Genomic DNA, 20,439 nt, shown 5'->3' with positions numbered 1-20,439 from the left:
GTCATGAAAAAGGTAGTGCTCTTACTTGCCGTGCTGGTTGCTCTTCCAACTGGCCCGTCAAAGGCGGAAGGTGGATGTCCTCCCGGACAAATCCCCTACAGCGGTACATCGTTAGGTTCTTGCGGTCCGATTCAAGGAGTGAGCACTCCTGCATCCCCTGGCCCCTCGTGGGCAAGCAGGTGGGGAGCTATTGCTACCGATGACGCTGGCGCATTTGGCATTGTTGCTGAGGTCGACAGCAAGTCCGCAGCCAAGGCTCAAGCGCTTAAGGAATGCCGCGACCGCAGCACCAAGAATAAATGTCGTCTGTCTTTTGCATACAAAAACCAGTGCGCCGTGGTGGTGGCGTCCCGCACGGCCTCATTCTCCGAAAGTGCGGCAACGCTCGAGGAAGCATTGGAAAACGCGAATCAAGTGTGCAGAAAAAGCAGCGAAAGCGAATGCTGGATTTACTACAGTGGGTGCAGTCTCCCTGTTCGAGTTCGTTGAACATCAAGAAAAGTCATCGCGATGAGTATCAAACGGCATCAAGCAGAATCAACACAGGACGCGTCGGAGATGGAAATGGCGGTTTGCCAGAAGCGTGGCGACACCGACCGCCACGTCTATTACGCGGCGTGCAGCCTGCCCGCCAAAGTCCGCTGACGAGGTAAGTGCACCGCGGTCGCTACAGATCGCAGTGCTGGTGAACGAATAGCCATGGAGCGCCCGATGAATTTTCTTTTCAACGCAACACCCCCGGCCGCCGCCGAAATCCTGGAGAAGATCGGCGCGGAGAGCGCGCGCGCTGCGTGGTGGTCCCGGCTGTCAAGCGGTGCGCTCATCAGTTTTGTCGTGTTGCTTCTGTCAGGTCATGTGTTCTCGGCGCTTCATTTCGTTGTGGCTGCGGTCCCGTTGGCTTTCGGCTCAGCTGCTCTGCACACCCTGTCCATGGGGTGCCTGGGAGGCGTCTACTGGGAGTCTCTCAAAGCGCTGAAGACCGTCCCGGACTATGCGGGAAGCGGGCTGCATTCGCGTGCGAAGTACGGAACATTGCTGGGCTTCGTCAGTCAGAGCGCGGCCCTCCTGGTCGTGGTACTAGGGCAGCTTGCGCTGCTCTTCCCAATGTTGTGGGTTGGCACCTTCGCAATGGTCGCGCTCTCGCTGTTCACCGCGCGATACGCATCCAGAACTCGTTCTTTGATCATCCGCTTCAGAGAGTCGAGCCCAGGCACAGGCGCCGTCTGGCTTTGAGCCGGTGCCGACCGGCGAGATGCGATGTTCGCAACCCAGCCCTTCAACCAGCGCCATACGAATCGAGTCAATCGCAGATGAAGCCGAACGCGCCCCTTGCAGTCCTCGCACTCGCCGCTATGGCAGTGATGCTAACCGGCTGCTCCAACGCGGTCATGGACCCGAAGTACGAGCGCAATCCCAACCCGCGTCAGAAGTACGTTGTCACCGCAAAGATCGAAGGTGCGCCAGGGCCGTTCAAGGGCGCCTCGGCCGACATCCGTTACAAGGTGGGGCCCGCCCAGGAATGCATGCCTGACGCCGAGCCATTCTCAGGCACATTCCCTACTCCGAGCAGTTTCGATGTCGTTCCGCCATTGCACAAGATTTCAGAGACCGAGTACCGATTCGATGTGTATCTGGATGCGGTGGCCGAAAAAGATTACTTCGGAAAGGGAGTGTGCACTTGGGAAATCGAGAGTGTCAGCTTGACATTGAAGCCGACCGACGATCCTAAAGAGCAGAAGTTCGTCGCGCACATAGGCCATTCGGAGGTTATCGATCAACTGCCCATTTCCCTGTATGTCCGGCGTGATTCTTATGGCACCCAGCCCTCTGATCCCGTATTTGCATTCGAGTCAGCCCTCAAGAAAGAGCATTTTAGAAGCAGATACAAAACCGAGCCGACTAACACCTTCATCATCATGCTAGAGGCCAAGGAACAGGGTCATGACAATTAGTAGCCAGCAATACGCAGAACTGTCCGAAGTTGCTTACGATCCGCCACCGTTTAGCAAAGATGGTAAGCGCAACATCGACATCGGCGGCGTTACGTTCAACGTGCTGGAAGTAGTGGACAACAAGTCGTTTGGCTACCAAGGCGTGATGATTCAGCGTGAGGATACTGGTGAAATCGTCGTCGCTCATCGTGGTACCGAATTCACACGCGAGTTCATCGACGACGTGTTGCGTGCGGATGGCGGTATGGTGGGACGGCGTGCCAACCAGCAGGCCGACGACGCGCTTGAATTCACGCGTAAAGCTATGGAAAAAGCGGGGGCCGAAGGCGTTCCTGTCACGGTGACGGGCCACTCCCTCGGCGGCTGCCTGGCCCAGGTCACCGCCGCCAAGCTGGGCCTGCAAGGCGAGACCTTCAACGCTTACGGCGCGGCCGACCTGAATATGCGTATCCCCGAAGGCGGCCATCAAGTCGTCAACCACGTCATGGCCGCCGACTTCGTCAGTTCCGGCAGCCACCACTTCGGCGAGGTGCGGGTGTACGCGAGCCGGCACGACATCAACACGCTGTCGGTCGCGGGCTACGCCAACAACGATGCACGCCTCATCGATGAGCGAAACCTGCCGGTGGCCTTGGCGTCTGGCGCGCTCTCGCACAGCTTGCACAATTTCCGCGATGCAGGACCGGGGCAGACGAAGGACATCTCGGTGTTGCGCGATCCCGAAACCCGAGTCAACGCCCATCGCTTTGAACCCATGATCGAGAAGTTCCGTGGCGACATTTGGGCCACGCAGGAAGGCGCATCGATCGGGTCGGCCGTCCTGCGTGGGCCGATGGGCATCGCCGAAGAGATCGGGCGGCGCCTGCCCGAGAAGACGCCCGAAAGCCCGTTCAAGGATGCACACGGTGCAGTGCCCGCGCCGGAGAGCCGTGTACCCGACCCGCGCCATCGGGACCATCCGAACCATTCGATGCACAGCACCCTCGACGCGGGTGTCGGGCGTGTCTTCGCCGAGCAGGGGCGTCCGCTGGACGCGACCGCCGAGCGCACCACGGCAGCGCTGCTGGTGAGCTCGCGACTGGCGGGGCTGGAGCAGATCAACCATGTGATCCCGGGCCGTAACACGCCGGCCGGAACCGATGTCTTCGCGGTGCAGGGCGAACTGCACGATCCGGCGCACAAACGCGCCCATGTGAACACCGTGATCGCCGCGCAGATTCCCGTCGAAGTGTCTTTCCAGAAGCTGGCGGCGGCTGACCAACGGGCGGCTTTGGCTCAAGAACAAAGCCAGGAACAAACCCGAAACCAAACGCCCCGCACCGTCTAAGTTTCCTCTCCAATCCGACCTCAGCTGCACCGCCCCGCAAGGGACGGCCAGGAGCGCTTCGTGTTCCGATCTCATTCCTTGCTGTGCATGACGCCACTGCTACGGAGCTGGCTGCGCCGGTTAGTTCCGCCACGCGCTCGGTGTGAGTCCGCTCGAGCCGTGGCTCAGCGCACGCGCTTCACGTACACCCACGCCTGCCGGCCCGAGGCCAGCGCCGCTTCGACGCGTTCGTAGTCGTCCACCTCGTAGTCGTCGGCGCGGGCGAGTTCTTCGGCGCTGATGGCGAACACCGTGCCGTCCACGCGATCGTTCGCGTCGCCGCTGGCTTCGACGATGGGGTGATAGGCCTCGCCGCTGGTCGCGACCACCTGCGGGTCGTCGATCTTGACCATCGTGCGGCGATAACCGACCAAGGCGTCGGCCTCGCCCTGCAAGGCGCGGCCGAAGGTGGCTTGCTGCACCGACGGCAATTGCAGAGTGCCGTAGGAAAACAGGCGGACGACGAAGCTGTCGCTCATGAGGGCTCCATTGCGGCGAGGCCGCGGCGGCGAAGTCGATGCGACGATACGCGGGTCGGGCGCGGGCCGCATCGGCGGTCGCGTCATCGGCACGGCGCGGACGCCGTGACGATGACGCGGTGCCGCGGGCTCAGGCCTCAGCGACCGCGGGCTTGCGCAATGTCTGCCAGCGTTGCGCCAACTGCGCGGCGAACAAGGTCGCAGCCGGCGGATGCGCGGCGAAGTGCAGGAACGGTTCGATGAATTCCAGCTCCATGATCCGGAACACGCCCGCATCCACGACGCCGTCCACGCGCACATAGGCCTGATCGCGATGGCCCAGCTCGGCCACCGCCCGCAGCGCGCGCTCGGCCGAGGCGAGAATGTGCGGACTCGGCGCGGTCGCATCCGCGGTGCCGCCGAAATACGTCTGCACGCGGTAGTCGTCGCTGCCGGGCTTCTTGAGCACCGCGTGGCTGTAGACGCCGCCGAAGAACAGCAGCGACCACTCGCCTTCCTCGACGATCTGCGGCATGAACGGCTGCACCAGATAGTCGAGCTCACGCGGCAGCGACGCCAGCGCTTGCTGGAATTCGGCGCTGCCGACGCGGCCGCGCACGGTATGCCAGGCGCCGCCGCTGACGCTGGGCTTGACCACGACTTCGCCGCTCATCGACGCCAGCGCCGTTTCCAGCTCGACGCCGCGCGCCAGCGTGGTCGGGATGATCGGCACGTCGAGTTTCGCCAGATCGAGCAGATAGCGCTTGTCGCTGTTCCAGATCAGCAGCGGCAGCGGATTGACGATGACCGCGCCGATCTTGGCGATGTGCTCGTACCAGCCGAGAAACTCGGTGTAGTGCTGGAAATAGTCCCAGGTGCTGCGCACCAGCAGCGCATCGAACGCGGACCAGTCCACCGACGGGTCGTTCCACATGCGCGCGGTGGACTCGATGCCGTGCGCACGCAGCGCGGCGACCAGGCCGTGATCGTCGGTATCGATGTCGGGATGGACGTGCGAGGTGACCAGGGCGATGGACAGCGGGGGATCGAAGCGTAGTGATTGGATCGACATGGGTTCGCCCGATACGGCAGTGGGAGAGAGGGAACCGGGAGTGGGAACATTGGACGCAGGCATGACGCCTCCTTGATCGGGAGGGCGCCCTTGCTCGGCATCGCGGATCGAGCGTGGCGGAGCGTGTGGACTCCGTCGCAGCACCCCTCGGCCCGGATCGCGCCGCGGCCGAGGGCCGGCGGCGCGTGGAATGCATCGCGTTGTGGACGATGCGAGGCCAATGGTTCGACAGGCGGTCGCGATGTGTCAACCCGATTCTGCGCGCGATCGCGGCGACGGCGCGAAATGGCGAAAGCTTCGCGCGCGGGTTTGGATGGGTGCAAGAATTTGGCGCTGTTGGATGCGCGCGGGTTCGAGTGTGTTGCGGTGAAGCGGGCATCCGCGCGGAGATAGGCGCGGCTTTACTTCGGCGGAGCCGAACATCCAGAGACTTCAGCGTCATCTGTCAAGAACGTCATTCCCGCGAAGGCGGGCGCGGCTTTACTTCGGTGTAGCCGAACATCCAAAGACTTCAGCGCCATTCCCCAAGAACGTCATTCCCGCGAACGCGGGAATCCAGTGCCTATCGTGCGAGAACGCTTGAAGTCGCGGCATTCGTGCTTTCGCGGGAATGGCGAGCAAGAGCCAGGGCAAAAGCGAATCCCCCCTGGCCCCCCTTTTTCAAAGGGGGGAACTCGCTTTTCTGGAGGGGAGCCGTGAGCGCACTCCCTCACCTCAACCCCTTCCCCTCAATACCCAGCCGCCTGCCCATCCTTACGCGACTCGCTCGCCCCGACGTAGCCGCCGTTGGGATTCACCATGATCGCCTGATACCCGCCATAAGGCCCCAGCGCCGAGCGCACGCTGTGCCCGCGCCGCATCAGTTCGCGAATGGTTTCGTACGGGTACCCGGTTTCCAGATCCACCTCGCCGCCGTCGCTCATCGCCTCCGCCTGCCCGGCCGGGTCGGTCGAGCCGTCGTGCTGGATGCGCGGCGCGTCGCCGGCTTCCTGCAGGTTCATGCCGAAGTCGATCAGGTTCATCAAGATCTGCGCATGGCCCTGCGGCTGCATCGCCCCGCCCATCACGCCATACGACAGCCACGGCTTGCCCTGCCGGGTCACGAACGCGGGAATGATGGTGTGGAACGGGCGCTTGCCCGGCGCGAAGGAGTTGGGATGGCCTTCCTTGAGCACGAACTGTTCGCCGCGGTCCTGGAAGATGAAGCCCAGCCCCGGCGCCGCCATGCCGCTGCCCATGCCGCGATAGTTGGACTGGATCAGCGACACCATCATGCCGTCGGCATCGGCCACGGTCAGGTAGATGGTGTCGCCCTGATCGAGCTGCTTGGGCGTGGCCGGCTGCACTTCGCGCAGCGCCTTGTCCATCGAGATCAGCTTGCGCCGCTGCGCGGCGTAGTCCTTGGAGATCAGCTTGGCCACCGGCGAGGATGTTTCGAACGCCGGGTCGGCGTACCAGCGCGCGCGGTCGGCGAAGGCGAGCTTCTTCGCCTCGGTGAACAAGTGCACGTGTTCGACGCTGCCGAAGCCGTACGACTTCAGGTCGTAGGCTTCGAGGATATTGAGGATCTGCAGGGCGGCGATGCCCTGGCCGTTGGGCGGTAGTTCCCACAAATCGTAGCCGCGGTAATTGCTGCTGACCGGTTCGACCCACTCGCCGTGGTGCGAGGCCAGGTCCTCGTAACTCAGGAAGCCGCCATTGGCTTTGAAATAGGTGTCGATGGTGCGGGCGATGTCGCCCTTGTAGAACGCGTCGCGGCCGCCCTTGGCGATCTGTTCCAGCGTGTTGGCCAGATTCGGGTTCTTCCACATCTCGCCCACGCGCGGCGCGCGGCCGTCGATGGTGAACTGCTCCTTGAAGCCGGGCCACTTCGACAACTTGGGCACCGAGGCGTTCCAGTAGTAGGCGATCACCTCGTGCACCGGATGGCCTTCGCGGGCGTAGCGGATCGCCGGCGCCAGATCCTCGGCGATCGGCTTGCGGCCGAAGCGCTCGTGCAGGGCGAACCAGCCGTCGACCGTGCCCGGCACGGTCACCGGCAGCGGGCCGGTCGGCGGGATTTCCTTGAGGCCGCGTTTCTGGAATTCGGCCAGGGTCAGCGACTTGGGCGAGCGGCCCGAGCCGTTGTAGCCGTAGAGTTTTTTGGTCTTCGGGTCCCACACGATCGCGAACAGGTCGCCGCCGACGCCGTTGCCGGTCGGCTCCATCAGCCCGAGCGCGGCATTGGCGGCGATCGCCGCGTCCACCGCGCTGCCGCCGGCCTTCATCACGTCCAGCGCGATCTGCGTGGTCAGCGGATGCGAGGTCGCGGCCATCGCATGCGGCGCGTAGACCTCGCTGCGGGTGGCGAAGGGCTTGCCGCTGATGCGGTCGGCGGCGCTGGCGGTGGAGGGCAGGGCGAAGACACAGGCCAGGGCGAGCGCGAGCGGCGCGAGCAGCGCCTTGCGGCGACGCGGTGCGGTGTTCGGTGATGACATTGCGGGTCTCTCCAGATGAACGCCGACGATAGCGCAGGCATGCGCTCGCCCGCACAGGCCGAAGGTCGAGGTCGGTCGAACATGAATACGCGGCTCTCGGGTCCGCCCCAGTTGTCGCGTCTGCGTACGGCCGCGTAGGTTTGTGACCAAGCGACCGGGGAGTAGCACCAGATGAGCGTCCAGCTGCAGCCGACCCAGCTTCAACCCAACTGGCAAAACCCGGCCGAGGTGCTGCCGCCGGCGGCGCAGCCGCTGCCGCTGCTGCAGCCCGAGGCCGGCCCGTTCACGCTGGAAGCCAGCTATCACCCGCAACTGCTGGGCGTGAACGCGCGGCCGGGACCGGCGGCGAACGCCGCGCCCGATCCGCTGTCGTTCGACCAACAACTGCGCGGCAAGGATTCGCAGCCGATCGACCTGCAGATGGCCGAGTTGTCGCAGGCGGTCTACAACCCCGGCACCAGGCAGGTCGGCAACTGGACCCGTCTGGACGACGCGCAGCTCAGTCAGGCCGGCATCGATCCCAAGTCGCTGGAAAATTCCGATACCGGCTTCCGCGCCGGCATCTACAGCGACGGCAACGGCAAGTACGTGGTCGCCTACGCCGGTTCCAACGATGTGCAGGACTGGATCAACAACGCGCGCCAGGGCATCGGCTGGGATTCCAAGCAGTACGACCAGGCCGTGCAGCTGGCGCGCGACGCGCAGGAAGCCTTCGGCGAGAACATGGTCATCACCGGCCATTCGCTCGGCGGCGGGCTGGCCGCGGCCGCGGCCTTGGCCACCGATACCACCGCGGTGACCTTCAACGCCGCCGGCGTGCACGACGACACCTTGCGCGGGCTGGGCCTGGACCCGGGCGCGGTCAAGAGCGATGCCGAGAACGGCCAGATCCGCCGCTACAACGTCGGCGGCGAAATCCTGACCGCGGCGCAGGAAGACGTGCCGCTGCTCAACAAGATTCCCGATGCGCCGGGCCACGAGATCACCTTGAACGATCCGCATCCGCCGAAGGCTCCGGACTTCACCTGGAATCCGATCGAGATGGCCAAGCGCACCGCCGAGTACGTGGCCGACAAGGCCAAGCGTCCGGGCGAGCTGCATGCCATCGGCCCGTTGATCGAGGCGATGCAGACCCAGCAGCCGTGGAAGTGACGCGCTTGGCTTGGCAGGCGTCGCTGGCGTGGTGACAATCGCCGTATGCGCGCCGCCACGCTTCCCGCGTTGACGATTGTTTGCCTGGCCCTGGCCGGCGTCGCTTGCCGAGGAGAAGCGATGGACGCCAAGCAGGCCTTTCCCGATCCGCGCAGCGCCGAACTGGCGCAGGCCGCCGCCGACGGCGACGCCGCGCGCGTGCGCAGCCTGATCCAGGCCGGCGCCGATCCCAACGCGCACGGCGATCGCGGGGTGAATCTGCTGCAGTACGCGATGCTGGCGCAGAGCCCGCGCGGCCTGCAGGCCCTGCTCGACAACGGCGCCGACCCGTCGCGGCCGGGCATGGGCGGCAGCACCGCCGTGCACGGCGCGGCGATCGCCAACGATCCGCAATACCTAGACCTGCTGCTGGCGCATCGCGCCGACCCGAACGCGGTCCACGCCGAAACCGGCGAAACCGCGTTGGCGGACGCGGCCGGCCCGCGTTACCAGACTCAGTTCGACGCCTTGCTCAAGGCCGGCGCCGACCCCGGCCGCGCCGACCGCATGGGCAATACGCCGTTGCATCAGGCGGCCAAGCTCAACGCCTCCGGGCAAGTGCTGTCCCTGCTCAAGGCCGGCGCCGACCCGCGCGCGCGCAACCGCCAGGGCGCCAGCTTCCAGACCTTTCTGTTCAAGCTGCCCGACGACAAGCTCAACCCGCAGGCGCGGCGCGAGCGCGCGGCGGTGGCGGCGTGGTTGGAGGAGCATGAGGTGGAGTTGGAGATGAGGGGGCGTTGAGGGGGCAGCGTCTTGCCAGACAGTCGTTTCGGCGAAGGCGGAGTTCGTCCAGAGCCTTCAGTGCCATCTCCCTCAGGCCGTCATTCCCGCAGACGCGGGCTCCGCTTTACTTCGGCGGAGCCGAACATCCAGGGCCTTCAGCGACATCCCTCCAGGCCGTCATTCCCGCGAAGGCGGGAATCCAGGGCCTTCAGCGCCATCTCCCCAGGTCGTCATTCCCGCGAAGGCGGGAATCCAGAGCCTTCAGCGCCATCCCTCCAGGCCGTCATTCCCGCGAACGCGGGAATCCAGGGCCTTCAGCGCCATCCCTACAGTCCGTCATTCCCGCGAACGCGGGAATCCAGAGACTTCAGCGTCATCTTTCCTGGCCGTCATTCCCGCGAACGCGGGAATCCAGAGACTTCAGGCGTTCTCGCTCGAAAGGCCCTGGATTCCCGCGTTCGCGGGAATGACGGTAGGTAAGTACGTCGCGCTTGTTGTGCGGAAATGGCGGTAGGTAAGTACGTCGCGCGTAGCCTGGCAATAACGGCAGGCAGACGCATCGCGCCCGACGCCCCCACTCACCACAACCGCCCCTCCCCCTAGGGCCACCCCTAGCTCGGGCCCGTACCAGCTATTTCTGCACAATCTCTCCCCATACGCTGGCGTCAAGACTGAGGAGACGGCACCGATGAGCTGGACCGATATCACCAATCCGCTGCGTTTCGCGATCGACCAGTACCTGCATCAGCAGCCGCTCCCGGTGGCGCCGCCCTTGCCCGCGCCGCTGCCGCCGCCGCCGGTCGAAACCAAGGTCGAGCTGCCGTATTCGCCGCATGTGCCGGTACCGCAGGCGCAGCAGACGCCCTTCAGCGATCAGCTGCGCGGCCAGCAGCCGCAGAAGGAAATCGATACCGCGCTGGCCGAGCTGTCCAGCGACGTCTACGAGCCCTCGCGCACCGGCGCCGCCGGCTGGACCAAGCTCACTCCCGATCAGCTGATCAACCTCAAGGGCGCCGACGGCAAGCCCGCCGGCATCGATCCGGCCTCGCTGGACACCACCGGCAGCGGCTTCCGCGCCGCGGTCTACACCAACGGCGACGGCCAGTACGTGGTCGCCTTCGCCGGCACCAACGACGCCGGCGGCGACCTCATCGCCGATGGCGGCCAGGGCTTCGGCATCAATACGCCGCAGTACAACCAGGCGGTAACCCTGGCGAAGGAAGCCGAAGCCGCGTTCGGCGACAACGTCGTGTTCACCGGCCACTCGCTCGGCGGCGGCCTGGCCTCGACCGCCGCGCTGGCCACCGGCAACACCGCGGTCACCTTCAACGCCGCCGGCCTGAGCAACGACACCCTGCGCGATCTGGGCTTCACTCCGCACGACGCCCGCTCCCAGGCCGAGGACGGCCAGATCCGCCGCTACAACGTCGATGGCGATCCGCTGACCGGCGCGCAGCAGGGCGTGGAACTGATCAACGGCATGCCCGACGCGGTCGGCTACGAACTCAACCTCGCCCATCCCGGCGGCTGGGCCAACCCGCTCACCGCGCATGGCTGCGCGACGGTGATCGAAGCGATGAAGACCCAGACCCCCACGCCGACCCCGAGCATCGAGGGCGACGAACTGGGCCTGCTCGATCGCGCCGCCGAGGACGTGTCGGAAACCGCGCTCGACCTGGTCGGCGACGCCGGCAACGAGTTCGGCGAGCTGATGGTCAACGGCTACCGGCACGGCACCAACTTCGTCGGCGACGTCAAGAACGTGGCCAACCACGAATACGCCGACGGCCGCTACTTCGACGGCACCTTCAAGCTGGCCGGTGATCTGACCGAAGGCGTGCTGAACTTCGCCGGCGATTCCGCCCACGGCGCGTTCAATCTGGCCGGCGACACCTTGCAGGGCGCGGGCGAGCTGACCGGCGGACTGATCCGCGACGTCGGCGAGTATGCGGGCCTGGAAGGCGCCGGCGACACCGTCGCCGGTTGGGTCGAGGACGGCGGCGAATGGCTCGGCCATCGCGCCGAAGACCTGGGCGGCCTGACCGAAACCGTGATCGACGGCGTCGGCACCGCGGCCGAGGTGACCTTCGACTTCGCCGGCGACGTGGTCGAGGGCGGCGTCAACGTGGTCAAGGACGTCGGCGGCTTCCTCAATCCGTTCGATTGATCCGGCCCGTTCGCGCGGCGGCGACGTATAAGCCTCGCCGTCGGCGCTGTCCTGTGATCGCATCGCGCGCGGCCGCCCGGCCCGCGCGCCGTTCGCGCCGCGCGCGGCGTGAACCCGGCGTGCTTCGCATTACCCGCCGCGGCAGTGCGTTACGATCCGGCCACGGTCACGACACCGGAGGCCTCGCGCCATGCTCCTTGCTCGATTGATGCCGCGCCGCGTGCGATCGCGGGTGATGGCCGCCGCCGTCTTGCTTATGCTGCAGGTCTGCACGGCGTGTGCGGGCCCGGGGAAAGGATCGATGCAAGCCAGCGAAGTCTTCACCGATGTGCGCAGCGCGGAATTGGCCGAAGCCGCCGCCGCCGGCAACGCGGCGCGCGTGCGCGAACTGGTCGCGGCCGGCGCCAACGCCAACGACCGCGGCGCCAAGGGCGTCACGCCGCTGCAGTGGGCGCTGTACAAGCACAGCGTGGCCGGCATGCAGGCCCTGCTCGGCGCCGGCGCGGACCCTGCGGTCGGCGCCGACGACGGCATGACCGCGGTGCATCTGGCGGCGATGGCCGACGATCCGCGTTATCTGCGATTGCTGCTCGAACACGGCGCCAGCGCCGATACGCCCAACACGGTGACCCAGGCGACGCCGCTGGTGTCGGCGCTGATGGGCGAGCGCGCGGAGAATTTCGAGGCCTTGCTCAAGGCCGGGGCCAAGCCCGATGCGGCCGATCGCATGGGCAACACGCCCTTGCATCAGGCGGCCAAGATCAACGAATTCGGCCACGCGCTGGAATTGCTGCAGGCCGGCGCCAGTCCCAACGCGCGCAATGTGCAGGGCGCGAGTTTCCAGCGTTTCATGTTCATGACGCCGGAAAAGACCCTCAACTCGCGCACCCGCGGCGAGCGCGAGGCGGTGATCGCGTGGCTGCGCGAGCATCAGATTCCGATTGAGGATGCGCAGGCCAAGTAGTCTGGTTTAAGAGCGAATCCCCCGGCGCGGCGGGGGTCTCGGCATTGGACGGCGCGCAGGCGCCAGCCCCCTTTTCCAAAGGGGGCGATGTGTCGTGGGCTTCGCCCGACGGTGCATGCCCCCTTGAGCCGTTGCTGTTCCCCCCTTTGAAAAAGGGGGGCAGGGGGGATTCGCTCTTCCGCCCAATCCCTACCAAGGCACCCGCCGCACCCGCTCCAGCGCCGTCTCCACATCGCTGAGCAAGGGCAGCACCAGCCCCCAGTCCTGCGCCTGCGCGGCCTGCTCCAGCGCCTGCGCCGCTTCGGCCAGTTCCTGCGCGCCGACCAGCAGCGCCGCGCCCTTGATCCGGTGCGCATGCCGCTGCACCCCGGACAGATCGCTCTCGTTGCGTGCGGCTTGCAGGCCGTGCAGATCCTGTTCGCAGGCGCCGATGAAATCCGCCAGCACCTGCGCCGCGTCGCCGCCGACATCGTCGAGCAGATGCTGCAATACGCCGACATCGAGCACGCGAACGCAGTCGTGGCCTTCGTCCAGCGCCGATGGCGCGCTGTCGGCGACGGCGGCGGTATGCGGCAGCCAGCGGCGCAAGGTCGCGGCCAGGCGCGCGACCGCGACCGGTTTGACCAGACAGTCGTCCATGCCCGCGGCGAGGCAGGCCTCGGCCTCGCCCTTCAACGCCGACGCGGTGAGCGCGACGATCGGCGTGCGCGCCGCGTCGCCCGAGCGCGCCTCCTCCGCGCGGATCGCCCGCGCCAGACCGTAACCGTCCAGCCCGGGCATGTGCACGTCCGACAACACCAGCGCGTAGCGGCCGCTGCGCCAGCGCCGCAGGCCTTCTTCGCCGCCGTCGACCGCTTCGCAGGCGTAACCGGCCAGGGCGAGCTGGCGCGCGATCACCAGCCGATTGGTCGGATGATCGTCGATCAACAGGATCAGGCTGCGCTCGCGCTCGGCCGTCGCCAGATCCGGCAGCGCGCGCGGAATCAAGGTCTCGCTGGCCGGCGCCGACGCCCGCGCCGCGGCCAGCGCGTCGGCGGCCGCGCGCGGCAGCGCCACGCGCAGGCGCATCGTGGTGCCGACGCCCGGTTCGCTGTCCATGCGGATCTCGCCGTCCATCAGCGTGGCCAGACGCCGGCAGATCGCCAGACCCAGGCCGGTGCCGCCGTAGCGGCGCGTGGTGTCGGTTTCGGCTTGCTGGAACGGTTCGAACAAATGCCGCTGCTGTTCGGCGCTGACGCCGATGCCGGTGTCGGTCACGCGCAGGCAGATGCGATCGCGTGGCTGGCCGGCTGGGTCCGCGTCGGCCGCGCCTTCGTATTCCAGCGCCGCCTGGATCATGCCGCGTTCGGTGAATTTCACCGCGTTGGAGAGGAAATTGCCGAGGATCTGCCGCAGCCGCAGCGCATCGGCATAGTGCGCCGGCGCGATCGCCTCGTCGATGTGGCAACTCATCTGCACGCCGCGGCTGGCCGCCGCGCCGAGGAAACCGGCGACCGTGGTGCGCAGCAGCGCCGACAGGTCCACCGGTTCCGGCGACAGCTCCAGCCGCCCGGCTTCGATCTTCGAAAAATCCAGGATGTCGCCGATGATCCGCAGCAGCGATTGCGAGGACTGCTGGATCACTTCCAGCGCGCGGCGCTGCTCGGGATCCAGGCGCGAATGCGACAGCACTTCGATCATCCCGGTCACGCCGATCATCGGCGTGCGGATTTCGTGGCTCATCGCCGCCAGGAACGACGACTTGGCGCGGCTGGCGTCCTGCGCGCGCGCTTCGCTGGCGCGCAGCGCGCGTTCCAGGCGCTTGAGCGCGCTCAGGTCGGTGGCGACCACCAGCAGGCCCGGCGCTTCGTCCTCGCCCTCGCGGGTGGCCGAGACCGCGACCAGCGCCGGCACCCAGGTGCCGTTGCGATGACGCAGCCGGGTTTCGCGCGGCTCGGCCTGGGCACGGGCGAGTTCGCGCAGCGCGGTCCAGTCGGCGGCGACCGCGCGGCCCAACCGATCGCTCAGCTCGCTCGCCAGCGTCTGCAGCGCGCGCGCTTCGAAGATGCGATGCAGGTGCTCGCGCCCGATCAACTCCGATTCGCGGATGCCGAGCAGGCGTTCGGCGAAGGGATTGACCAGGGTGAAGCGGCCCTCGGCGTCGACCGCCAGGATCGCGGTCTGCGCCGAATCCAGCAGCGAGGCCTGGAAGCGTTCGCGGCGTTCCAGTTCGGCGCGGGTGCGTTCGTTGCGGATCAGCTGGCCGGTGAGTTCGGTTTCGAAGCCCAGCACGTCGCGACGCATGTCGATGAAGGCCTGCATCACCACGCCCAGCTCGCCCGGCGGCAGTTCGCCGGGTTCGGCGGTGTAGTCGTGCTCGCGCATGCGCCGCGCCAGCCAGGTGAGTTTGTCGATGCCGCGCGAGGCGTTGCGCAGCACGCGCCGGCCGACCAGCGCGGCGATCGTCAGCGCCAGCAGCGACACCGCGATGCGCAGCATGCTGATCCGCTCGCTGCGCACGATGTCGGCGCGCACCACGTTGTCGGCCTGGGCCAGCTCCAGGTCCGACAGCATCTGCATGCGCTGGGTCAGCGGATCGATCGCCGGATACAGGCGGTGATCGGCGAACTGCCCCAGCGCCTTGAGATCGCGCCGGTGCAGGATGCCGCGCAGTTCCAGCGCGGCGGCGTCGGCGGTGCGGCGCGCCTGCGCGGCGGCGTGCAGTTGCTCGGTTTCCTGCGGCGTGTGCGGCAGCGATTGCAGGCGCAGCCAGGCCTGGTCGATGCGGCGGCGCGCGTTATCGACCCGTTCCAGGCCCTCGTCCCAGGCGACCAGATTGTTGCGCACGCGGAAGGTGGTATCGACCACGTCCAGGCCGTAGGCGTCGGACACGGTCTTCATCAGGCGCAAGCCGAGCAGAGCGTCGTCCTGCAAGGTCTGCAGGGTGCGGCGCGCGCGGTACTGCTCGAACTCGTCGAGCAGCAGCACGCTGGTCCCGGCGAACAGGAACAAGGCGAACAGGCCCCAGAGCTGGCGGCGGATGCTGTAACGGTCCAGCCAGGCGAACATGGCGCCTCAGTACCCGGGCCGGCGCCAGCGACCGAGCATGGCCGGCAATTCCTCGCCGGGCACCGCATCGCCGATCAGCCGCCCCTGCGCGATCGCGCAGCCCAGGTCGGCCAGCATCTGCCAGTCCTCGATGGTTTCCACGCCCTCGGCCACCGCGTCCAGGCCGAGCTTGCGCGCCAGGTCCAGGCTGGCTTCGACCACCGCGCGCTTGCGCGGCTGCTGGCAGGCGCCGGCGACGAACTCCTGATCGATCTTCAATTCGGTGAACGGCACCTGCGAGAGTTGCGACAGCGACGACCAGCCGGTGCCGAAGTCGTCGATCGACAGGCCGAAGCCTTTCAGCCGCAAGCGCGCCAGCACGCCCAGCCCGCGCGCGGCGTCGGCCATCAGCGAGCTTTCGGTCAGTTCCAGCACCACTTCGCCGGCGTCCACGCCGGCCTCGCGGACGATGCGCTGATAGCGGTCGGCGGCGCCGGCGTCGTCCAGGGTCGAGGCCGAGACGTTGACCGACAGTTTCAGGCGCAGGCCGTCGCGGTCCCATTCGCGCTTCCAGCGGCAGGCGCGGGCGAGCATGCGTTCGGTGAGTTCGTCGAGCAGGCCTTCGCCTTCCAGCACCGGCATGAAGTACTGCGGCAGGATCACCCGGCCATCGCCGTGGCACCAGCGCGCCAGCGCTTCCACGCCGATGACCCGGCCGTTGCTGAGTTCGACCTGGGGTTGGAACCAGGGGACGATGTCGCCGTTGGTCAGGGCTTGGCGCAGTTCGGTGGGGAGGATTTCGCGGGGGGCTTCTTTTTCTACGCTGGCCTTGGTTTGGCCCAGGGTGGACAGGGCTTCGTACAGTTTGGCTTTGGTCAGCGGTTTGGGCACCGCGTCGAGCACGCGCAGGCCGCAGGCGCGGGCCATCGTCTGCACGGTGTGGAGCAAGGCGGCGTCGAGGGCGCTGACCACCAGGATCGAACGCGCCAGTTGCTCGCGCGCCAGATGGTCGATGAATTCGATTCCGTCCATGCCGGGCATGTCCAGATCGACCATCACCACGTCCGGCGGTTGCGCCTGCGCCTGCAACAGGCGCAAGGCCGAGGCGCCGTCGGCGGCTTCCAGCAAACGGTCGATGCCCAGTTCGGCCAGCAGGCGCAAGGCCATGCGGCGCTGGAAGCCGTGGTCTTCGACTACCAGGACACTCAGTGCCGATATGGACATCCGCTCCCCGACCGCGCATGCAACGACAGACCGGCGCTACGCCGCGCGCACGGTCTTGGACGGCCGACTTTAGCCGCGTCCCTGAGTCAACGGGAACGGCGGCGACGAACGGTCGCCAGCGACGTTACCGATCACGCCGCGGGCGCGGTGTGAACCTTGTAGCGGTTGCGCATCGGGCGTCGCATCGACGCCCGCGCGTCTTCTAAACCGAGGCGGGAACGGGCGTCGCCGTTGCCCGCATCGCGCGCTGTCAGCGCCGGCTCAGGGCCAGGCCGGCGGGTTGGCCGTCCACGCCTTCTGCACTTCGCCCAGGGTGGCGCGATCGGCCGCGCGCCAGTCCGGCAGCAAGCTGGCGTAGGCCGAGGTGTCGCGCCACTGGTCCGGCTCGCTGCGCACCGCGGCGGCGTACCACTGCACCGCCTCGTCCTTGCGGCCGAGCGTCCACAGGGCGACGGCGTAGGTCGGCGGCATCCACGAGGCGTTGACCGTGCGCGCGTTGTGCAGGGTGGTCCACTGCCGGAAGGCTTCCTCGCCGGCGCCGGAGCGGTACAGATCCCAGGCGTAGTTCCAGGTGATGGAACGCCAGTAGGTGCTGCCGCTGTCCACTTCGCGCAGGGCGCGGGCGTAGAGCTGGCGGCCGAGTTCGTTGCGTCCGGCCTCCATCGCCAGATGCCCCAGCTGGGCGGCTTCGTTGGGCGCGTGGGCCTTGCGCTCGAGGATCTTGGCCAGGCGCTCCATCGCCGCTTCGCCGGTTTCGCGCACGGCGATCACCGGTTTGACGGTCTGGGCGTCGGCATCGAAATAGAATTCGTTCGGCTTGGGCAGGTTTTGCGCGCCGGCGGCGCCGGACGCGAGAGCCGTGGCGAGTGCCGCGGCCAACAGCAGATTGCGGATAGGCATGTACGTGGGTCCCCCTTGGGCGGCTACATGCTAACCGCTGACATGCACGATCTATGAATCCGCGCACATATTTTCTTTAAAAAATGCTGGCGCCGGGCTGATCCGGCGTGCTCGCAGCGGCGAATGGCGACGCAGTTCACGCCGCCCGCCGCGCTGCCGGGACGGCCCGGTGCCGGGCCGTGGGAGGCGGAATCGCCGCGCCGCGCGGCTTATTCGGCCGGCTTGAGTACTACCCGGTCCAGCGCCCACAGCGGATCGTGGCCGCCGCTGGCGAACACGAAGCACAGGTCGTGGCGGCCTTCCAGCTTGGGCAGCGTGGCCTCCAGCGTGGTCAGGCCGTCGGACTGGCGCGCCGCGCTCAGCGGCAGGCGCGCGATCGGCGTGCTTTTGCAGTCGTCCAGGCGCACTTCCAGCGAACCGCCGAGGGTGGCCTTGCGGGTCACGATCTTGTTCGTGTCGTGCCACAGCTGGAAGTTGTACGGCACCTGCCCGACCGTGGCCTGGATGCGGGCCACGCCGTCGAGCTGCGCCGCCGGGTAGATCCAGCACGGGTCGATCAGGTTGACCGTGAGCGCGGCGCGCGCGCCGTCGCGGCCGCCGTCGCGCGCGGCGTCGTCCTCCAGGCGCAGGTTGTAGCCTTCGCGGCAGGGCTTGAGCGCGGCGCTGCCGCGGGCGCTGAGGTCGGACAGGTCCTTGGCGCTGAACCGGCGCGGCGCCGACAGCGCGCGGCCGTCCAGGAAGGTGGTCGCGACCACCTCCAGCGGCGTCGTCGCCGGCAGCGGCTGCGAATACAGCGGCGAGGCGGCGTCCGGCGCGGCACCGTCGGTGCGGTAGCGGATTTCGCCGAAGCCGGCCTGGTTGGACAGCGCCAGCTGCGCGTGGTCGGCCTTGAAGTCCACCGCGTAGGCGACGTCGCTGGCCTGCACGCCCTGCGCCCGATAGCGCGCGAACTGCGGCGCCAGGCGGTGCTGGAAATCGTTCCAGTCGCGGCCCGAGGCCGGCGACCAGACCACTTCCGACAACGCGTCCAGACGCGGGTACAGCGCCTTTTGCACCAAGTCGAAGGTGCGCCTGTGTTCGACCCACAAGTTGCCCTGCCCGCCGATCACGCGCTTGGCCTGCTGCGCATCGAGTCCCGGCGGAATCATCTGGAAGTCGTAGAACGCGCGCAGCGTGCTGACCGGGAAGCGGCCGCTGGGCTCGTCGTCGCGATCGCTCTGCACGTAGTCCAGATACAGCTTGCGATCCGGCGATACGACCACGTCGTGACCTTCGCGCGCGGCTTCCAGCGCGCCGGCGTCGCCGCGCCAGGACATCACCGTCGTGCTCGCCGGCAGCTTGCCGCCTTCGAGGATTTCGTCCCAGCCCAGCAGAATCCGGTCGTGCTCCTGCAGATGCTTGCCGATGCGGCCGACGAACCAGCTCTGCAGCGCCATCTCGTTGTTCAGGCCCAGCAACTTGATCTTGGCCTGCACCTGCCGGGAGGCGATCCACTGGTCCTTGGCCGCCTCGTCGCCGCCGATGTGGATGTACTTCGAGGGAAACAGGCCGGCGACTTCGTCGAGCACGTTTTCGAGGAAGGTGAAGGTCGAATCGTCCACGCCGAACAGATACGTGTGCACGCCCCAGTCCGGCGACACCCGCGGCGCCTTGCGCACCACGTCGGTCACGCCGAGCTCGGGATAGGCGGCGATCGCCGCCTGCGCATGCCCGGGCATCTCGATTTCCGGCACCACGGTGATGTGGCGCGCGGCGGCGTAGGCGACCACGTCGCGGATCTGTTCCTGGGTGTAGTAACCGCAGTACGGCTGCGGCTTGCCGTCGGCGCCGCGGCCGTTGGCGCCGGCCAGGACGCGGCAGCCGCCGACTTCGGTCAGGCGCGGGTACTGCTTGATCTCGATGCGCCAGCCCTGGTCGTCGGTGAGATGCCAGTGGAAGGTGTTGAGCTTGTGCAGCGCCATCTGGTCGAGCACCGATTTGACTTCATCGACGCTGCGGAAGTGGCGCGCGACATCCAGCATCAGCCCGCGCCAGACGAACGCCGGCGCGTCGTCGATGCGCTGCGCGGCGATGCGCGTCGCGCCCTGGCCGCCGTCGGCGGTGGCCAGCTGCCACAGGCTGACCGCGCCGTAGAACAGCCCGGCCTCGGTGCGCGCGCTCAGGCGCACGGTGTCGGCCTGGACGTCGAGCGCATAGGCTTCATCGCCGATCGTCAGGTTCGGATCGAGGCTGAGCCAGACCGAGCCGCGGCCGCCGGGCGCTTCGGTGACGGCGGGCGCGAAGCCGCGCAGGGCGTGCACGCGCTGGGCGAAGTACTCCGCCACGCGGCGCTCGCCGGGCTGTCCAGGCTTGATGCGGATCGGCGTATTCGCGTCGAAGACGAAGCTGCCGCGGCCGGCGACGAGGCGCAGCGGGCGCGGAATGATCGCGCTGGGATGGGCGGCGTTCGACTCGGCGGGCGCGGCCGTTGTGTCGCCGGTCGGGGCGCTGTCGCGGCGCGGCGCGGCGCTGGTGCAGGCGGCCAACGCGGCGGCGAGGGTGGCGGCGGCGAACAGATGGCGGGTCGTGCGCGTCTTCATCGTGGACTGGCTCCGTGGAAGGCGTCGTGCGAACAGGTTGGAAAGCGGTGTTCGATCGGCGCTGTGTGAGGCGTGCGAACAAAAGTGTGCGAGGTCTTTTGTGCGGGGTCTTTTGTAGGAGGGGCTTCAGCCCCGATGCTTTCCGCTCCGACGCGGTGATCAGAAAGAAAAGCATCGGGGCTGAAGCCCCTCCCACAAAAGATTCCGGAAAGCATCGGGGCTGAAGCCCCTCCTACAAAAGATTCCGCGACGATGAATCGGGCATCTTCAAAGCGCCGAAGCCCGGCACGCGAGTACCGGGCTTCGGATGTGACCGGCCAGACGACTGCGCGAACGCTT

16 protein-coding genes and 1 riboswitch are annotated in these 20,439 nt (G+C 67.2%); of the genes, 9 read left to right on the top strand and 7 right to left on the bottom strand.

Going from position 1 to position 20,439, the window contains the following annotated elements; all coding sequences use genetic code 11:
* Positions 1-3: 3 nt before the first annotated feature.
* The 5 genes from J7J50_RS03925 (at position 4) to J7J50_RS03910 (ending at position 3,279) form a co-directional block, all read left to right on the top strand.
* Positions 4-489 carry a DUF4189 domain-containing protein gene (locus tag J7J50_RS03925; protein WP_215057787.1) on the top strand — a complete coding sequence of 162 codons (486 nt, stop codon included), beginning with the start codon at positions 4-6 and terminating at the stop codon, positions 487-489.
* A gap of 21 nt (positions 490-510) precedes the next feature.
* Positions 511-645, top strand: a complete 135-nt coding sequence (locus tag J7J50_RS25080) for a hypothetical protein (protein ID WP_285222301.1) — start codon at positions 511-513, stop codon at positions 643-645.
* 66 nt (positions 646-711) lie between these two features.
* Entirely contained in the window at positions 712-1,233 is a 522-nt protein-coding gene (locus J7J50_RS03920) for a hypothetical protein (protein WP_215057788.1), read from the top strand.
* A gap of 77 nt (positions 1,234-1,310) precedes the next feature.
* Complete coding sequence (locus J7J50_RS03915; RefSeq protein WP_215057789.1) at positions 1,311-1,952, top strand: hypothetical protein; 642 nt, start codon at positions 1,311-1,313, stop codon at positions 1,950-1,952.
* On the top strand, positions 1,942-3,279 hold the full coding sequence (locus J7J50_RS03910; RefSeq protein ID WP_215057790.1) for an XVIPCD domain-containing protein: 1,338 nt from the start codon (positions 1,942-1,944) through the stop codon (positions 3,277-3,279). Before J7J50_RS03915 ends, J7J50_RS03910 begins: the two co-directional genes overlap by 11 nt.
* 164 nt (positions 3,280-3,443) lie before the next feature.
* On the opposite strand, the gene J7J50_RS03905 is transcribed toward J7J50_RS03910, so the two are convergent.
* The 3 genes from J7J50_RS03905 to ggt all read right to left on the bottom strand — a co-directional run bounded on the left by J7J50_RS03905 (position 3,444) and on the right by ggt (position 7,325).
* Complete coding sequence (locus tag J7J50_RS03905) at positions 3,444-3,797, bottom strand: gamma-glutamylcyclotransferase family protein (protein WP_215057791.1); 354 nt, start codon at positions 3,795-3,797, stop codon at positions 3,444-3,446.
* A 130-nt stretch (positions 3,798-3,927) separates the two neighbouring features.
* A complete protein-coding gene (locus J7J50_RS03900; RefSeq protein WP_215057792.1) occupies positions 3,928-4,848 on the bottom strand; it encodes a hypothetical protein in 921 nt (306 codons plus the stop codon).
* 75 nt (positions 4,849-4,923) lie between these two features.
* A riboswitch (S-adenosyl-L-homocysteine riboswitch) is annotated at positions 4,924-5,003 on the bottom strand.
* Between the two features lie 573 nt (positions 5,004-5,576).
* A complete protein-coding gene (ggt, locus tag J7J50_RS03895; RefSeq protein WP_215057793.1) occupies positions 5,577-7,325 on the bottom strand; it encodes a gamma-glutamyltransferase in 1,749 nt (582 codons plus the stop codon).
* Between the two features lie 171 nt (positions 7,326-7,496).
* Between ggt and J7J50_RS03890 the strand changes: the two genes are divergently transcribed.
* From J7J50_RS03890 to J7J50_RS03875, 4 genes are all read left to right on the top strand, one after another.
* Positions 7,497-8,477, top strand: coding sequence for an Mbeg1-like protein (locus J7J50_RS03890; protein WP_215057794.1), 981 nt, complete (start codon positions 7,497-7,499; stop codon positions 8,475-8,477).
* Between the two features lie 120 nt (positions 8,478-8,597).
* Positions 8,598-9,257 carry an ankyrin repeat domain-containing protein gene (locus J7J50_RS03885; protein WP_215057795.1) on the top strand — a complete coding sequence of 220 codons (660 nt, stop codon included), beginning with the start codon at positions 8,598-8,600 and terminating at the stop codon, positions 9,255-9,257.
* A gap of 670 nt (positions 9,258-9,927) precedes the next feature.
* Entirely contained in the window at positions 9,928-11,406 is a 1,479-nt protein-coding gene (locus tag J7J50_RS03880) for an Mbeg1-like protein (protein WP_215057796.1), read from the top strand.
* A 301-nt stretch (positions 11,407-11,707) separates the two neighbouring features.
* The gene (locus J7J50_RS03875) at positions 11,708-12,370 is read left to right on the top strand and encodes an ankyrin repeat domain-containing protein (RefSeq protein WP_215057797.1); all 663 of its coding nucleotides are present in this window, start codon (positions 11,708-11,710) and stop codon (positions 12,368-12,370) included.
* A gap of 189 nt (positions 12,371-12,559) precedes the next feature.
* Here J7J50_RS03875 and J7J50_RS03870 read toward each other — a convergent pair whose 3' ends face one another.
* From J7J50_RS03870 to J7J50_RS03855, 4 genes are all read right to left on the bottom strand, one after another.
* Complete coding sequence (locus J7J50_RS03870; RefSeq protein WP_215057798.1) at positions 12,560-15,418, bottom strand: ATP-binding protein; 2,859 nt, start codon at positions 15,416-15,418, stop codon at positions 12,560-12,562.
* Positions 15,419-15,424: 6 nt separating this feature from the next.
* Entirely contained in the window at positions 15,425-16,621 is a 1,197-nt protein-coding gene (locus tag J7J50_RS03865) for an EAL domain-containing response regulator (RefSeq protein WP_215057799.1), read from the bottom strand.
* A gap of 261 nt (positions 16,622-16,882) precedes the next feature.
* Positions 16,883-17,521, bottom strand: a complete 639-nt coding sequence (locus tag J7J50_RS03860; protein WP_215057800.1) for a tetratricopeptide repeat protein — start codon at positions 17,519-17,521, stop codon at positions 16,883-16,885.
* 209 nt (positions 17,522-17,730) lie between these two features.
* The gene (locus J7J50_RS03855; RefSeq protein ID WP_215057801.1) at positions 17,731-20,100 is read right to left on the bottom strand and encodes a family 20 glycosylhydrolase; all 2,370 of its coding nucleotides are present in this window, start codon (positions 20,098-20,100) and stop codon (positions 17,731-17,733) included.
* Between the last annotated feature and the right edge of the window lie 339 nt (positions 20,101-20,439).

This window comes from Lysobacter sp. ISL-50 (genome assembly GCF_018612875.1).
In the GTDB taxonomy this organism is placed as follows: Bacteria; Pseudomonadota; Gammaproteobacteria; order Xanthomonadales; family Xanthomonadaceae; genus Lysobacter.
The sequence above is the reverse complement of the archived record's forward strand: the minus strand, read 5'-3'. Positions and strand labels throughout refer to the sequence as shown.